This window comes from Staphylococcus sp. CWZ226 (assembly GCF_018986355.1).
Classification (GTDB): Bacteria; Bacillota; Bacilli; order Staphylococcales; family Staphylococcaceae; genus Staphylococcus; species Staphylococcus simulans.
In genome coordinates this window covers 312,625-328,001 of the sequence record NZ_JAHMSB010000001.1, presented here as the reverse complement: position 1 = coordinate 328,001, position 15,377 = coordinate 312,625, and the positions used below count along the sequence as shown (strand labels likewise).

Sequence of the window (15,377 nt, the reverse complement as noted above, 5' to 3'; positions counted from 1 at the left end):
AGCGATGAAGAAAAAATTAATTTCATTAGCCATGATGCTTGCTGCAGCAGCCCTCATACTCAGTGGGTGCAGTCAAGGCGGCGGTATTTATGATGATAAAGGGCAAGTTTATCGTTCAGTATTATCACAAGATATGAGTACACTAGATACAGTGCTTGCGACAGATACAGTTTCATTTAATGTTTATAATCAAGTTTATGAAGGGCTATATTCATTAGATGAAAAAGACCAAGCGATTCCAGCAATTGCTAAAAAAATGCCGAAGAAAAGTAATGGCGGTAAAACTTTAACAATTGAAATGAGAAAAGATGCAAAATGGTCTAATGGTGATCCAGTAACTGCGAATGACTTTGTGTTTGCATGGAAAAAGGCACTTAAACCTGAAACGGCTTCTGAGTATGCATATATTATGTATGACTTGAAGAACGCACAAAAGATTAACGAAGGCAAAATGTCTCCGGATAAATTAGGCGTTAAAGCTTTAGATAAACATACACTTCAAATTGAATTAACTAAGCCATTACCTTATTTCGACCAAATGCTTGCGTTTGGTACATACATGCCGCAAAATGAAAAAGTTGCGAAAAAGTATGGTAAAAAATATGGAACAACTGCTGATAAAGCTGTCTATAACGGACCTTTTGAATTAACAGACTGGAAAGTTGAAGACAAAATTTTAATGAAAAAGAACGACAAGTATTGGGATAAAAAAGCAGTCAAGCTTGATAAAATCAGCTTTAAGGTTTTAAAAGACCAACAAGCAGGTGCATCATTATATGACACTGGTTCTGTAGATAATACTGGTATTACATCAGAACAAGTGGAAAAATATAAAGATAGTCCCGCACTCTTTAAACGCTTAAAAGCTTCAACGTTCTTCTTGAAACTCAATGAAAAAGAACAAAAAGAATTCAAAAACAAAGATATGCGTTATGCAGTAGCACAATCTATTAATAAAAAAGCATACGTAGATAATGTTTTAGGAGATGGTTCTAAACCATTTGATGGCTTTACAGCGAAAAAGACAGCTTTATTACCTGACGGCAAAGATTATGCGACGACTGTAAAATCACCCCTTAAGTTTAATCCAAAAGAAGCCAAAGCTCATCTTGAGAAAGCGAAAAAAGCTTTAGGCAAGGATGAATTCACATTCACATTAAATACTGAAGATACACCAAGTTCTAAAATTTCAGCGCAATTTATTAAGTCGCAAATTGAAAAGAACTTACCTGGTGTCACAGTTAATATTAAACAATTACCATTCAAACAGCGTGTTACAGCAGAGTTAACAATGAACTATTCTATGTCACTTTCAGGTTGGGGGCCTGACTATCCAGACCCAATGACATTCTTAGATACGATGACAACTGGTAACGCGCAAAACAATACTGACTGGAGTAGTAAAGAATATGATAATATGCTGAAAGAAGCAAACAGTTCTTTATTAAAACAACCAGAAAAACGTATCGATAAATTAAGAGAAGCGGAAGAGTTAATGTTAGGAGAAGCACCAGTTGCGCCGATTTACCAACAAGGTGCTGCTAGTTTACGTAATCCACAACTGAAAGGGATTGTGTATCACCAAATCGGTGGTGAAACTACATTAAAACACGCTTATATCGATAAGAGTATCGATAGAGAAACAGGTAAGAAAAAGAAAGACAAAGAGTAATAAACAAAGGGATAATTTTTCACACAATAAGGGGATTTAAATATTGAAACACGGTCAGTTTTGGCCGTGTTTTTCTTTATGCATAATTTAAGAAAATCGTAGTCTTTGACTTTATGTACGCTTAACCCTAGCATGACAAGTAAGAGAGACAAGAACAGGAGAGGGTTATATGTTGCCGGTCAGTATATTAGACCAAACGCCCATTACTAAAAATCAAACGTCACAAGAAGCTTTAAAACAAACGATAGAACTTGCGCAACTTGCAGATCAATTAGGATATACACGTTATTTAGTCGCAGAACATCATAATTTGAAAGATGTGATTGGAACATCTCCAGAAATCTTAACGATGCATTTATTGAATCAAACTAAAAATCTACGCATAGGTTCTGGTGGTGTTATGTTGCAGCATTATCATCCGCTTAAAATAATCGAACAGTTTCATTTAATGGATGAATTATCTAACCATCGTGTAGATTTGGCGGTAGGAAAAGCACCAGGAGGATATCCTAAGGTAATTGAAATCTTAAAAGAAGAGTTGAAAGAGCACTACTTTTCATTTGATGAGAAATTTGAGATATTGAATCGCTTGAACACTCAAAATTTTGATAATACATCTAAATACGCAGGATTAAAAACGGCCAAACGTCAAAGTGAGACCTCAAGTGTACCTGTATATTTACTGGGCACGAGTTTAAATTCAGTAATACAAGCTGCAGAAGCTAAAGTTGGTGTCATCTATGCATTCTTTATTAACGCTGAACAAGAAGCGCTAGAGGAGGCTTTAGAGGCTTATAAATCACGCTTCCCAGAAGGACGCTTTATTGTAAGTATACCCGCTATGGTTACAGCAGTTGGTGATAATCAATTACCATTTCGATTTTCACAACGTCATTTTGAATTGATTTCTAAAGATGGCAGACGCACGGTTTTAAATACTAAAGCACAAGTTGATGATTATTTATCACAAACTGATGAAACATTTGAAGTGACAGAAAAACGTATGCATATTATTAGTGGGAATAAGGAAGAAGTCCAAAGCAAGTTAGGTGAAATTAATAGGAAGCATATGATTGATGAGTGGATGTTGCACATGCCGATTCCAAATCATAAATTGCGAATGAATACAGTAAGACAACTTGCACCAGCAAACTAGAAAAAAGGAGCGCTACGCGTGAATGATACTATAAAAATAACTTCAGCATCACGTGATTTTGATCAAGCTGGACATTTAAGCTATGTCGCGATTGGTGATATGTGTCATGCGATGTTAGGGAGTCAGAATGACCGATTAATTGAACACTATATGCAGAAAATGTATCGCAAGAAAAAGAATCGCTTCAGCTATGAACTTACACTTCAAGCAACGATTAATGATAAAGTAGCAGGGTTGATGACATGTATGCCATATCGTGACTTAGAACGAAGTTTAGTTTCGACAGTCATTCAAATTGCTTTGTTAAAACACATTTTTGTGTTTCCGCATATTTTGAATTATTATCAATCTATCTTGTCATTAATTCGTATGCAAGAGGGTGAAGATGATGAGTATCATGTCAGTATGTTATCTGTTTCATCCGAGTTTCAACGTAGAGGTGTCGGACAAGCTTTGTTAGAAGAAGCGGAACATAAAGCTAAAGCAGCAGGATTTAATAAGATTTCGCTAACTGTAAATCAAATCAATTACAAAGCAAATGCCTTATATCAAAAGTTAGGTTATGAAAAAGTGGGTGAAGCAAAGGCCTCAATGATTACATTAAATAGAATGAGAAAACACTTAACTTAATAACATAACTATGACTTTTAAAATGTGATACCGCACATTGACTTGTATAATAGATTGTTGAATGTTAGTATAAAAATGTAAATTAAATATCTCATTGCTAGGGGTGCCGAAATGGCTGAAAGATATACCATCAACCCTTTGAACCTGATCTAGTTAGTACTAGCGTAGGGAAGCGTACATAGATGATTAAGAAACAGAAATTCAATATGACGATAGATGGACATAGAGATATGTTTATTTTTAGTTGTATATGTATAAAATCCTTACGCATTCATAAAATTATGAATGCGTTTTCTTATTTGTCTTGTCTTGATGTTTTATAGGCCTCCTAGCAATGATGCAGGGAGGAATTATTTTATGAAACAAGAAGAAATTGAATTGAAAAAAGGTTTTCCAGCAAGCAGACGTGTCTTTAAACAAGGGGCAGATGAAGATATTCGTGTGCCGTTTCGTGAAATTGAACTCAGTGATACGGTGACAGATTACAGCACACAAAAGAACGAACCTCTTACAGTGTATGATACAGCGGGTGTATATCACGAAGAAGGTTATGATGTAGACGTCCAAAAAGGTATTCCGAAATTACGTTCTAACTGGATTGAAGCGCGTGAAGATGTAGAAGCATATGAAGGACGTAAGGTGCAATCGATTGATAATGGCTTTAAAAAAGAAGGTCATCATAAATTCGTTGAAACGCCATTTAAATATCAGCCTAAACGTGCGCAAGAAGGTAAACGTGTGACACAAATGTATTATGCAAAACAAGGTATTATCACAAAAGAAATGAAATTTGTGGCTGCACGTGAAGGTGTGGAACCAGAATTTGTCAGAGATGAAATTGCGAGAGGTCGCGCAATTATTCCTAATAACGTGAACCATCCTGAATCTGAACCGATGATTATTGGTAAAAACTTTCAAGTAAAAATTAATGCGAATATCGGTAATTCTGCAGTGTCTTCATCGATTGAAGCGGAAATTGAAAAATTAGTATGGGCTACACACTGGGGTGCAGATACAATTATGGATTTATCTACAGGTAAAAACATTCATGCGACACGTGAATATTTATTAAGAAATTCACCTGTTCCTGTAGGTACAGTTCCAATTTATCAAGCATTGGAAAAAGTGAATGGTATTGCGGAAGATTTAACATGGGAAATCTATCGTGACACATTAATTGAACAAGCAGAACAAGGTGTAGACTACTTTACTATCCATGCAGGTGTATTACTACGTTATGTTCCATTAACTGTTGATCGTTTAACAGGCATTGTTTCCCGTGGAGGTTCTATTATGGCGCAATGGTGTTTAGCGCATCACGAAGAAAGCTTCTTATATGAACACTTTGATGATATTTGTGAAATCTTAAATCGTTATGATATTGCGGTCTCTTTAGGAGATGGATTAAGACCAGGTTCAATTTATGATGCGAACGATGAAAGCCAAATTTCAGAATTAAAAACATTAGGTGAATTAACAGATATCGCTTGGAAACATGATGTTCAAGTTATGATTGAAGGTCCAGGACATATTCCAATGCATAAAATCAAAGAAAACCAAGATTTAGCAGATTTTTACTGTAAAGAAGCACCGTTCTATACATTAGGACCACTTACAACAGATATCGCACCAGCTTATGACCATATCACATCTGCCATCGGAGCAGCACAAATCGCAAGTCATGGTACCGCAATGCTTTGTTATGTTACACCTAAAGAACATTTAGGTTTACCAAATAAAGACGATGTACGTGAAGGTGTAATTACTTATAAAATTGCAGCACATGCAGCAGATTTAGCGAAAGGCTTGAAAGGTGCATCAGAACGTGATGATGCAATTAGTAAAGCACGTTTTGAATTCCGTTGGATTGACCAATTCAATTTATCTTTAGATCCAGAGCGTGCGCGTGAATATCATGATGAAACCTTACCAAAAGAGTCAGCAAAAGTTGCACACTTCTGTAGTATGTGCGGACCTAAATTCTGTTCAATGCGTATTTCTCATGATTTACGTCAACATCATTTTGATGAGCAAGAAAGACAAGATGCGATGAAAGAAAAAGCGAAAGATTTCGTAGAACAAGGCAGTAAGATTTATCAATAATTAGAAGCAAACTAATAAAGATAGCACCAGTACAAGAAAATTAATGTACTGGTGCTGTTTTTTACTTATAGCGCATGGAAAACCGCAATAAAAACTGTACCGATATAAAAAGTCAAACTCGCGTAAATCCAAAAGTAATTCGTACCGATAGATTCAGCACGTTGTTGAGCATTATGAAAGAACGGAAGGTTACCGTTTTTAATCAATGAAACACCCACAAAGAATGCAAAAACGATAAAGGAACCAATAAATAAAATTGTGTTAATAACCATATCGTAATGTACAAAAAGACTATACCCCACATAAATCGTTGCTGCGATACAAGCTACTGTTCTTATTATTGTAGAAAGCATGTGCTACACCTCTCATTCATCTTATATCGTTATTATATAACATTTAAGTTAATAGAGGTATTACTATTTAGATTGTTCAAGGTTTAAAAAGAGGCAAATAGAAACCGTATACTCAAGAGAAGAATATACGGCTTAAAATACTATTTATCTTTTGCGTTTACGACCTAAGCCCATCGCGTTTTCCATTTTTTGTAATGTACGTGAAGAAGCTTTAATAGCTTTGTCTCGACCAAGATCTAAGATTTCATCTAGTTTATCTGAATGGTAGTAATCGTTATAGCGTTCTTGGAATTCTGTTAAGAAGTTTTTAACGACTTCTGCTAAATCACCTTTAAAGTCACCATAGCCTTTACCTTCATAACGTTTTTCAAGGTCTGAGAATGATTCGTCAGTTAGGCTTGAATAAATAGAAAGAAGATTGCTGATACCTGGTTTATTATCTTTGTCATATTTAATGATACCATCTGAGTCAGTTACAGCACTTTTGATTTTTTTAGCTGCTGTATTTGGATTATCTAATAAAGAGATGTAGTTTTTCGTATTATCATCACTTTTACTCATTTTTTTAGTAGGGTCTTGCAGACTCATGACACGACCACCGATTTTCGGCATACGTACTTCTGGTTTTACTAAGACATCGTTGTAGCGGCTGTTGAAGCGGTCTACAAGATTTCTTGTTAATTCAAGATGTTGTTTTTGGTCTTCGCCGACAGGTACGATATTCGTATTGTAAAGTACGATATCAGCTGCCATAAGTGGCGGATAAGTTAAAAGACCAGCAGGGATACCTTCTGTTTGTTTAGATGATTTATCTTTGAATTGTGTCATACGTTCTAATTCGCCTACAGAAGAAATAGTTGTCAGCATCCATCCTGCTTGAACGTGTGCAGGAACCTCTGATTGAATAAATAATGTTGATTTTTCTGGGTCGATTCCTGATGCTAAGTAAATTGCGGCTAATTGACGGATGCGCTCACGCAATTTCAGTCTGTCCTGCGGTACTGTAATCGCATGTTGATCTACGATGCAGAAGAAACAATTATAATCATCTTGGACTTCACTGAATTGTTTAAGTGCACCGATGTAGTTGCCTAATGTTGGAATTCCACTTGGTTGAATTCCTGAAAATAGAGTTTCCATTTAAGATGCCCACTTTCTTACGTAATATAGTAATGGTTTCATTATAGCAGTATTTTAAATATTTGTAATGTGTGTTAAAATATAGATGTAGCTAAATTTTTAACCTCATACCCGTGTGGCATTTTATATTCAAAATATTGAAAAGCTATCGTCATTTTAGCTATTCGATCTCAAGAATTCGGTATGTTTTAAATTTTCTATAAATAATCCCTTTTTTCTCATTTAATTTTAATGTTGAAAGGGTATACTTTAATCATAGAGTTAAGAGAAGGAAATTTTAACGTGTAGACAAAGTTTAAGTTGAAAGTAACACGAGTTATTTGGACATAGATGAGTACTGCGTTTTGATTTTAGATAAATTCCTTAACTAAATCAACAAAATCAATGAATTTAATTCATGATAAATAGGAGAGTGAGATGTATGGTAACACTATTCACATCACCAAGCTGCACATCTTGCCGTAAAGCGAAAGCATGGTTACAAGAACATGACATTCCGTATACGGAGCGTAACATTTTTTCAGAACACTTAACAATTGATGAAATTAAACAAATCTTAAAAATGACAGAAGACGGAACAGACGAAATTATTTCAACTCGTTCTAAAACATATCAAAAACTAAACGTGGACATTGATTCATTACCACTACAAGAATTATATACAATTATTCAAGATAACCCAGGCTTATTACGCCGTCCGATTATCTTAGATGAAAAACGTTTACAAGTTGGTTATAACGAAGATGAAATTCGTCGTTTCTTACCAAGAAAAGTGCGTACGTTCCAACTACAAGAAGCGCAACGTATGGTAGACTTATAGGATTTAAAATCCAATTAAATGAATGTGAGGGGCTGCAGTGCAAAAGTACTGTGGCTTTTTGCATGTAATAAAAAAGATCAACTACTGATATAAGTAGTTTTTATAGAGTGTTTTCAGGGAATATGTTATTATAATAGGCCAACGGTAGAGCAGTTATGCCTTTATAAACAAATAAATTGTAATTTGCACACCGTTTTTATACAATATGGGTACTATTCTAGGTTGTCGACAAAGTAGACGCTGCCTAGACTCTAGAAAAGTTTGTCTAAAGTCTAGATATTGCTATTCATCGACTGTAAGGAGTGAGATGATATGAGAATAGAGCGCGTAGATGATACAACTGTTAAACTTTTCATAACGTATGGTGACATTGAAGCAAGAGGTTTCAAAAGAGAAGACTTATGGACAAACCGTCAACGTGGTGAAGAATTCTTCTGGTCAATGATGGAAGAAATCAATGAAGAAGAAGACTTTGTAGTTGAAGGTCCATTATGGATTCAAGTACATGCTTTTGAAAAAGGTGTGGAAGTCACTATTTCTAAATCTAAAAACGAAGAAATGATGAACTTAAATGATGATAGTATGAACAGTGAATTCGATCGTCAATTAAACGAATTGCTTGAACAGACTTTCGAAGAAGAGCATGAAGAAGCTGAACAAAAACAGCAATCACGTTCAAATCGCTCTCAAGCAAGAGATCGTTTCCAACAACCACGTCGTACTAATGGTCGTTTAGTTATTGTTAAATTTGAAGATTTAGAATCTGTCATTGATTATGCACATCACCATAATCAACCAACTGATGACTTTGAAGATTTATTATATATGTTGAATAACGATTATTATTATGCAATTCATTTTGATGACAGCGTAGTAGAAGAAACAATCAATGACTTCTACAGTCAATTGTTAGAATTTGCAACGCCAAGTGATCATTCTGAAGTTTATTTAAATGACTACGGTAAAATCATTATGAGCCATAATGTAACTGCACAAGTACGTCGTTTCTTTAACGATACAACAGAAGCATAATATAAATTTAATTGATTAAACCTGTCCTTGTTGGACAGGTTTTTTCTATTTCCTGGGAAATGGAATGACAACGTTGAGGTGTAGAAGTTTTGTTTTGAATTTGTATTGTTTCTTCTATACAAGTTAATAGAGGTAATGACGTGCAAAATAAACGAAATAATGAGAAAATCTAAGTATTGACATTAGCATAAGAGGAGGCTTTTTTTATGAGTCAACAATTAACAAGAGAGCAACAAGAACAAAAATATCCTGAGTATACTTGGGATCTAACAACAATCTTTGAAAGCGATGAAGCATTTGAAGCAGCGTTTAAAGAAGTAGAAGGCTATTTAGGTGCTGAAGAGAAATTCAAAGGGCACTTAGGTGACAGCGCTGAAACGCTATATGAAGCATTAGCTTTAGAAGATAAAATTGAAACTGAACTTGAAAAGGTCTATGTCTATGCACACTTAAAACAAGACCAAGATACAGGCAACGATAAATATACTGGCTATGAAGCTCGTGCGCATCAACTTGCGATTAAATTAAGCTCAAGCTGGAGTTTCTTAGTGCCTGAAATATTACAAATTGATGAAGAGACAATTCAAAAATTCATCGATGAAAATAAAGACTTAGAACGTTATGCCTTTGATTTAAAATTAATCAATGAAGAACGTCCGCATGTCTTAAGTGCAGATAAAGAAAAATTATTAACAGAAGCGCAAGATGCTTTATCAACACCATCTAACGTATATGGTATGTTCAGTAACGCAGATTTAGAATTTGAAGATGCGGTAGATAAAGATGGTAATAAACACCCATTAACTCAAGGTACGTTTATTAAATATTTAGAATCTGATGATCGTGAACTTCGTCGTTCAGCATTCAGAAACTTATATAAAGCTTATGGTGCTTACAACAATACTTTAGCGGCGACATTAACAGGTGAAGTGAAAAAACATGTGTTCAATGCGCGTACACACAATTATAAAACTGCTCGTGAAAAAGCTTTAAGCAACAACCATATTCCTGAAGCAGTTTATGATAACTTAGTTAAAACTGTACACAAATATCTGCCATTATTACATCGTTACACTCAATTACGTAAAGATGTTTTAGGTTTAGAAGATATGAAAATGTATGACCTCTACACACCATTAGTGAAAGATATCAAATTTGAAATGCCTTATGATGAAGCTGTGGAATGGATGTTAAAAGCTTTAGAACCAATGGGTAATGAATATTTAGATGTCGTTAAAGAAGGTTTAAATAATCGTTGGGTCGATGTGTATGAAAACAAAGGTAAACGCTCAGGCGGTTATTCTTCAGGTGCACATTTAACAAACCCATTCATCTTATTGAACTGGTCAGATACAGTCTCAGCCTTATTTACATTGATTCATGAGTTTGGTCACTCAACGCATAGCTACTTCAGCAGAAAATTCCAACCATCTAATCACAGTGATTACTCAATCTTCGTCGCAGAAGTTGCTTCTACAACAAACGAAGCATTGTTGAGTGATTATATGGAGAAAAATTTAGATGATGAGCGCAGATTGCTCTTATTAAACCAAGAATTAGAACGTTTCCGTGCGACATTATTCCGTCAAACAATGTTCGCAGAGTTCGAGCATAAAATTCACCAAATTGAAGAAGCAGGGGAACCACTAACTGCAAATCGCATGAATGAAGAATATGCGAAATTAAATCGTGAATACTTCGGTGATATTGTAGAAACTGATGAAGATATCAGTAAAGAATGGTCACGTATTCCGCACTTCTATATGAATTATTATGTTTATCAATATGCGACAGGTTACAGTGCAGCACAAAGTTTAAGTTATCAAATCTTAAATGAAGGTAAACCTGCAGTAGATCGTTATATCAATGAATTCTTGAAAAAAGGAAGCTCTAATTATCCGATTGAAATCTTAAAAAATGCAGGTGTAGATATGACAACACCAGAACCAATCGAACAAGCATGTAAAATGTTTGAACAAAAATTAGATGAATTTGAAAAACTAATTAAAGCGTAAAGTTTGTGAAATCGTTTACAATATGACAAGTTTGTGACAAAAACGTTTTCATGGGTTAAGCGCCTTGAAATAGGGTTTGGCACGTGGTATATTATGATCATGAAATTAATCACATAACAAACATACCCCTTTGTTTGAAGTGAAAAATTTCTCCCATCCCCTTTGTTTAGCGCCGTGTATTCAGACACGGCGTTTTTTTATGCATAAATTTAATAAAGTGAATTTTAAAGTTTTATAGATACATATAGAAAAGCGCCGGCAGTCATGGTAGGGGTTACCATGAAACTGCCGGCGCCTTGTTTATTGCGCGATAGGTGTAGAGAGATGTATTTTAGATAAGGATTAACCTTTTTCTAAAATGTAAGGCTGAGAACTGCCCATACGATCAGCGTTGATCACTTGATAGCTGACGTGTTGTAAATCCTTTTTCTTTAAACAAATGACAAAATCTGAGTCAGATGTCGGCGTTAAGGCGATTTCGTCATCTGTTGTACTGATAGATTTAATTTCATAAACATCTTCTAAAGTGCTTGGGATTGAATAAAGTATACGTATATCTAAAGAGAGGGTATCGTCTTGACTTAGCCACTCTCCTTGAAAATGATTTAACAGCGTTTCTTCTGAATCAGATAACGAGTTGAGATATTTCACATTAATACTAGTTGTTTCCATATTAGCTATCCGTCCTTTTAGAAACCAACAACAGAACCGTACCAGTGGTAATGGTCACCATTAGACACAGGAATCACGTTACTGTCTGCTGGTTGTAATGAATAATCACGATCCCAAGGATTCCAGAATACAATGACTTGTTGGTTATCTGCAGTAACTGCGTTACCTACAACTGCCATTGCATGTCCAGCATGCATACCTTGAGTCGCTTCAATTTGTTTTCCTAGTATTGCTATACCCTTATTGTCCTTAGTATATTGGTCTACCATATTAAAACTTGGCATTCCATTATAATAAGATGTATTTTTACCTTGAGCACGGCCGTATTGAATCATTTCATCTGCAGTCAAACCAGTGAATTGGAATGCTTGACCAGATAGTCCAGGGTGGATTTGATGCATAACGTCTTGTGCTCTATATTGGCTTGTGTTTTTAGTAGCGTTTAATAATGCAGCCATTGTATAACCTGCACACCAACCATTGTTGCCTTGTTGTTCACGAATTTGGAAGTTAGGTAGTAAGTTGACATATTTAGTCGCAACACTGCTGTGTGTAGCTTCTGTTTGTGTCGCATTAACGGTTTGTTTTAATTCTAAATTCGGAACTGCAGGTGTTGACGGTTTTGTTTTATCATCTGGTAATTTTGTTTGCATGACTAGATCTAAACGTTTGTCATGTTCAATGTAGTAACCGTCTTTATTTGTGAATATTGTAATAGGGGTATTGTTTTGGCGATATTGATTTAATTCGTCAGAGATGAATTTTGAAATACGCACACTATAGTTGGCATTATTTTTATTTGCGTGTACGTCATTTTCACTCTTAGGCGTTACAGTGAGGATATACTTAATTGTGTCGCCTTGCATAACAGGGTAGTAGAAGTTGCCGTCCTCTTGGCCATTGAATTTGTAGATTTTAAAGGAGTGACCGAGTTTGAATTCTCCGTTATTACCGGAACGATCAATTTGAGAAAGGGCTTGTGCATAACTTGAGAAGTGTTGTTTCGCTTCTTGTTTTGCTTGACCCGGAACATCGGTGTTATCAACTTTAATTTTAAGTGAATCGGATGAAGCATTTGCGGTAGTTGTTTGTTGTGTGACGTATGACAATGCACCGCTGATGACCATGATGGCTGCAAGCAGCAACATGGAAGCAGTTTTGAAAAATGTTTTTGCTATATTCAATTGCTATTCCTCCATTCAATAAAATTGATTTGTGAAATATCTCATTTTTAATATAACATAAAAGAATTTAAAAAATAGGGTAGTTTTTAAGTATTTGATATTACTATCGGTTTCTAGTTTGTGATAAGAATAATTGATAATTTTATTAAATGAAAACAATTGAATATGATTGGGTTGTGCGGGTTTTAATAAAATAAAAAAACACTTGTCGCAATGACAAGTGTTCCACTCGAGCTATTATTTAGCTTTCCAGAATTCTCCTTCTGGACTGCTTAATTTTTCGATTTTTTGTTGTAAAGCTAGTTTTTTCAATTCTTTTTGCAGCAATTTTTTCGGCCATTCATAGATTGTTAGTAACTCTTCTAGTGTAACGAATTGCTGTTCTTGAATATACGTTTCAAGTTTAGGCGGTAATTCCTTTTCTATAGGTGTGCCCATTAATTCATTAATGATATAAGTATAAATGTGGTAAGGATATAAGCCTTCGACTTTTAAACCTTCTTCGGTTACATCTTCATTGAAAAAGACAAGAGAAGGTGCATGATCGACTTCCATTTCTCTCGCAATATGCAAGTCGACTTTCAGACTTTCAGTGAGCTTTCCACTCTTTAAATCTTCTTTGAATACGTCATAATCCAAACCTGCATTCTTCGCAGACGCTTCAATCATATTTTCAGTGATAATATCACGTTTCGGTATAATTTCATTTTGCATTAAATGAATAAAACGTTCTGCACGTGCACGCCCTTGAAGTTCAGCAGCTTTATATGCCAATGCGATATTATCGTTTTCAGAACTACTTTGAGCTTGGCACTTCGTCAGTATGCGTAAGGATGGGTTTAATATATGACGAATACGGATATATTGTTTATATTCAACTCTTAATTTAGATAGTATTGCGGATAGTTTAAAACAATCTTCATCAAACGGATCGAAGAAAGAATAAATTTCTATCTTGCTCACAGGTGAAAGGTTCATTTCATCTTGTCTATGATTACATATTAACTTTAACTCTTCAGACATCTCATTCACCTACAATTAATTTTCAGAATTAACCATATGATTTGCGGTCAATCGCAATCTTTCATATAGGTATTCATCAACACCCGCAGGCAGCTCTGCATGTTGAATCGCTTTATTCATATTTTCTAACCAAGCATCTCGTTCAAAGGTTGTTATGCGAAAATCCATATGTCTCATTTTTAACATCGGATGGCCATGTTCTTCAGTATAAAGTGCTGGGCCTCCTAGAAACTGCGTTAAAAATTGTTTTTGTTTTCGACTGGTTTCCGCAAAATCACCAGGGAAGAGGTGGTTGATTCTTTCATCTTGTTCAACAAGAGAATAAAAGTAATCTATCATGTGATATAGACGTTCTTGGCCTATTACTTCGTAAGGTGTCAAAGCCATTTTCTCACCCTGTTTCTTTAATATATATCTAATATAACATGAATTTTTACAATTAAAAGTAATACGACTTTTGACTGAGTGCTACCGAATTGTGCTTAATGATTATTTGTTTTTTACTTCAAAAAAGCGAGCGACTTTATTTTTAGGAATATACGATTGAATATTGAAATCTTGTAAGATTTCTTGAAACTTCTTCAAACCTTCTTCGGGTTGTTCCACTTCAAATTCAAGCTCGAAATCCTCAGTACCAAGGTATTCGCTATGATCTAGTACAAGGAGACCTTCATCAATCTCTGTCTCCATGCGGTGGGTCGTTAATGCCCCTAATACATAAAGTTGTGTAACATCTATACCTGTTTCTTGTAAGACAGAATGAATCGGATCTGGCAGTTTGTCAGGTGTAAGATGCATGTCTTGTTTTGGCACGACTTCAGTCATGTGATTATATTCAGTTAAACCTACTTTAGCAGGTACTTTTAATGTCATTTCATACGTGTCATCAATTTCACGAATTCTGAGTGCCATCAAATGCTCAGCTAAAGCGAAACCCGGTGTATCAATATAATGATTTTTTTGCGTAAAAGGTTTTAATGTATTAAAATATCTATTTCTTAATGCTTCGTATTGATTATGTGTCAGTAGTTGCTTATATTCTATTTCTTGATTAATAGTCATCAGTTCACCTCTGTGACTATATATTATGGACGATTTGAAAACTATTTGAAAGTATTTCAATTTATAGGCTTCGTGATACAAAGCATTTAGGTTGTGTAATGAGTGATGTACATATGTTAAAATAAGTAGGAATAACACAAGGAGGATTTAGGTTATGCGTATTTATGTGAACGAAATAAAAGTGAAAGATGATGGCATTTATTGCTATACAGATAAATCGACAGAAGGGTTGACTGAAGCAGGGCAAATGCTCGTTGATAGTGACAATTACGGGTTTGCTCATATCCTTGATGATGGACAATCCTATTCCTATCTTATCTTTGTGCAAGAGACTTGGTCTATGCTTCATGAAAATAAGGGAAAAGCAATTTATGTAAATGACGATTTAAAATTAGAACAATTTGACCAAGAGTTAGATTATATCTTAAGTAATATCAAAGGGAACTCAAACTATGGTAAGGATTTTGTGGCGGAAGTCGAAAAAACGTTTGAGTTAGAGTGAAGCGGAGTGAATC

Annotated in this window: 15 protein-coding genes and 1 riboswitch; of the genes, 8 read left to right on the top strand and 7 right to left on the bottom strand. The window is 35.0% G+C overall.

Annotated features, from left to right (window positions below; genetic code table 11):
* The first annotated feature begins 4 nt into the window (after nucleotides 1–4).
* The 4 genes from KRR19_RS01595 to thiC all read left to right on the top strand — a co-directional run bounded on the left by KRR19_RS01595 (nucleotide 5) and on the right by thiC (nucleotide 5,561).
* A complete protein-coding gene (locus KRR19_RS01595) occupies nucleotides 5–1,672 on the top strand; it encodes a peptide ABC transporter substrate-binding protein (RefSeq protein WP_002481944.1) in 1,668 nt (555 codons plus the stop codon).
* Between the two features lie 169 nt (nucleotides 1,673–1,841).
* Nucleotides 1,842–2,828, top strand: a complete 987-nt coding sequence (locus KRR19_RS01590; protein WP_156666995.1) for an MsnO8 family LLM class oxidoreductase — start codon at nucleotides 1,842–1,844, stop codon at nucleotides 2,826–2,828.
* An 18-nt stretch (nucleotides 2,829–2,846) separates the two neighbouring features.
* The gene (locus KRR19_RS12165) at nucleotides 2,847–3,458 is read left to right on the top strand and encodes a GNAT family N-acetyltransferase (RefSeq protein WP_057510793.1); all 612 of its coding nucleotides are present in this window, start codon (nucleotides 2,847–2,849) and stop codon (nucleotides 3,456–3,458) included.
* Nucleotides 3,459–3,547: 89 nt separating this feature from the next.
* Nucleotides 3,548–3,646, top strand: a riboswitch (TPP riboswitch).
* Nucleotides 3,647–3,815: 169 nt separating this feature from the next.
* Nucleotides 3,816–5,561, top strand: coding sequence for a phosphomethylpyrimidine synthase ThiC (thiC, locus tag KRR19_RS01580; RefSeq protein WP_207021085.1), 1,746 nt, complete (start codon nucleotides 3,816–3,818; stop codon nucleotides 5,559–5,561).
* A 65-nt stretch (nucleotides 5,562–5,626) separates the two neighbouring features.
* Here the strand turns inward: thiC and KRR19_RS01575 are convergent, their stop codons facing one another.
* Together KRR19_RS01575 and trpS are read right to left on the bottom strand one after the other, a co-directional pair.
* Nucleotides 5,627–5,914 carry a hypothetical protein gene (locus KRR19_RS01575; protein WP_002481949.1) on the bottom strand — a complete coding sequence of 96 codons (288 nt, stop codon included), beginning with the start codon at nucleotides 5,912–5,914 and terminating at the stop codon, nucleotides 5,627–5,629.
* 144 nt (nucleotides 5,915–6,058) lie between these two features.
* A complete protein-coding gene (trpS, locus tag KRR19_RS01570; protein ID WP_002481950.1) occupies nucleotides 6,059–7,054 on the bottom strand; it encodes a tryptophan--tRNA ligase in 996 nt (331 codons plus the stop codon).
* Nucleotides 7,055–7,475: 421 nt separating this feature from the next.
* Here trpS and spxA point away from each other — a divergent pair, with 421 nt between their 5' ends.
* The 3 genes from spxA (at nucleotide 7,476) to pepF (ending at nucleotide 10,921) form a co-directional block, all read left to right on the top strand.
* Nucleotides 7,476–7,874 (top strand): transcriptional regulator SpxA, encoded by a 399-nt coding sequence (gene spxA, locus KRR19_RS01565; RefSeq protein ID WP_002481951.1) that lies wholly within the window; start codon nucleotides 7,476–7,478, stop codon nucleotides 7,872–7,874.
* 312 nt (nucleotides 7,875–8,186) lie between these two features.
* A complete protein-coding gene (gene mecA, locus KRR19_RS01560) occupies nucleotides 8,187–8,906 on the top strand; it encodes an adaptor protein MecA (RefSeq protein WP_156666998.1) in 720 nt (239 codons plus the stop codon).
* A gap of 206 nt (nucleotides 8,907–9,112) precedes the next feature.
* Nucleotides 9,113–10,921: an oligoendopeptidase F gene (gene pepF, locus KRR19_RS01555; protein ID WP_216733406.1), complete on the top strand. Its 1,809-nt coding sequence runs from the start codon at nucleotides 9,113–9,115 to the stop codon at nucleotides 10,919–10,921.
* A gap of 342 nt (nucleotides 10,922–11,263) precedes the next feature.
* Here pepF and KRR19_RS01550 read toward each other — a convergent pair whose 3' ends face one another.
* The 5 genes from KRR19_RS01550 to KRR19_RS01530 form a co-directional block, all read right to left on the bottom strand.
* On the bottom strand, nucleotides 11,264–11,593 hold the full coding sequence (locus KRR19_RS01550) for a hypothetical protein (protein WP_002481954.1): 330 nt from the start codon (nucleotides 11,591–11,593) through the stop codon (nucleotides 11,264–11,266).
* A gap of 17 nt (nucleotides 11,594–11,610) precedes the next feature.
* Nucleotides 11,611–12,777: a C47 family peptidase gene (locus tag KRR19_RS01545; RefSeq protein WP_002481955.1), complete on the bottom strand. Its 1,167-nt coding sequence runs from the start codon at nucleotides 12,775–12,777 to the stop codon at nucleotides 11,611–11,613.
* 237 nt (nucleotides 12,778–13,014) lie between these two features.
* Nucleotides 13,015–13,800, bottom strand: coding sequence for a protease adaptor protein YjbH (gene yjbH, locus KRR19_RS01540; protein ID WP_002480400.1), 786 nt, complete (start codon nucleotides 13,798–13,800; stop codon nucleotides 13,015–13,017).
* Nucleotides 13,801–13,815: 15 nt separating this feature from the next.
* Nucleotides 13,816–14,187, bottom strand: a complete 372-nt coding sequence (locus KRR19_RS01535) for a truncated hemoglobin YjbI (RefSeq protein ID WP_002480401.1) — start codon at nucleotides 14,185–14,187, stop codon at nucleotides 13,816–13,818.
* A 102-nt stretch (nucleotides 14,188–14,289) separates the two neighbouring features.
* Nucleotides 14,290–14,862 carry a CYTH domain-containing protein gene (locus KRR19_RS01530; RefSeq protein ID WP_156666999.1) on the bottom strand — a complete coding sequence of 191 codons (573 nt, stop codon included), beginning with the start codon at nucleotides 14,860–14,862 and terminating at the stop codon, nucleotides 14,290–14,292.
* 154 nt (nucleotides 14,863–15,016) lie between these two features.
* On the opposite strand from KRR19_RS01530, the gene KRR19_RS01525 reads away from it, so the two are divergent.
* Nucleotides 15,017–15,364 (top strand): UPF0738 family protein, encoded by a 348-nt coding sequence (locus KRR19_RS01525; protein WP_002480403.1) that lies wholly within the window; start codon nucleotides 15,017–15,019, stop codon nucleotides 15,362–15,364.
* The last annotated feature ends 13 nt before the right edge of the window (nucleotides 15,365–15,377 follow it).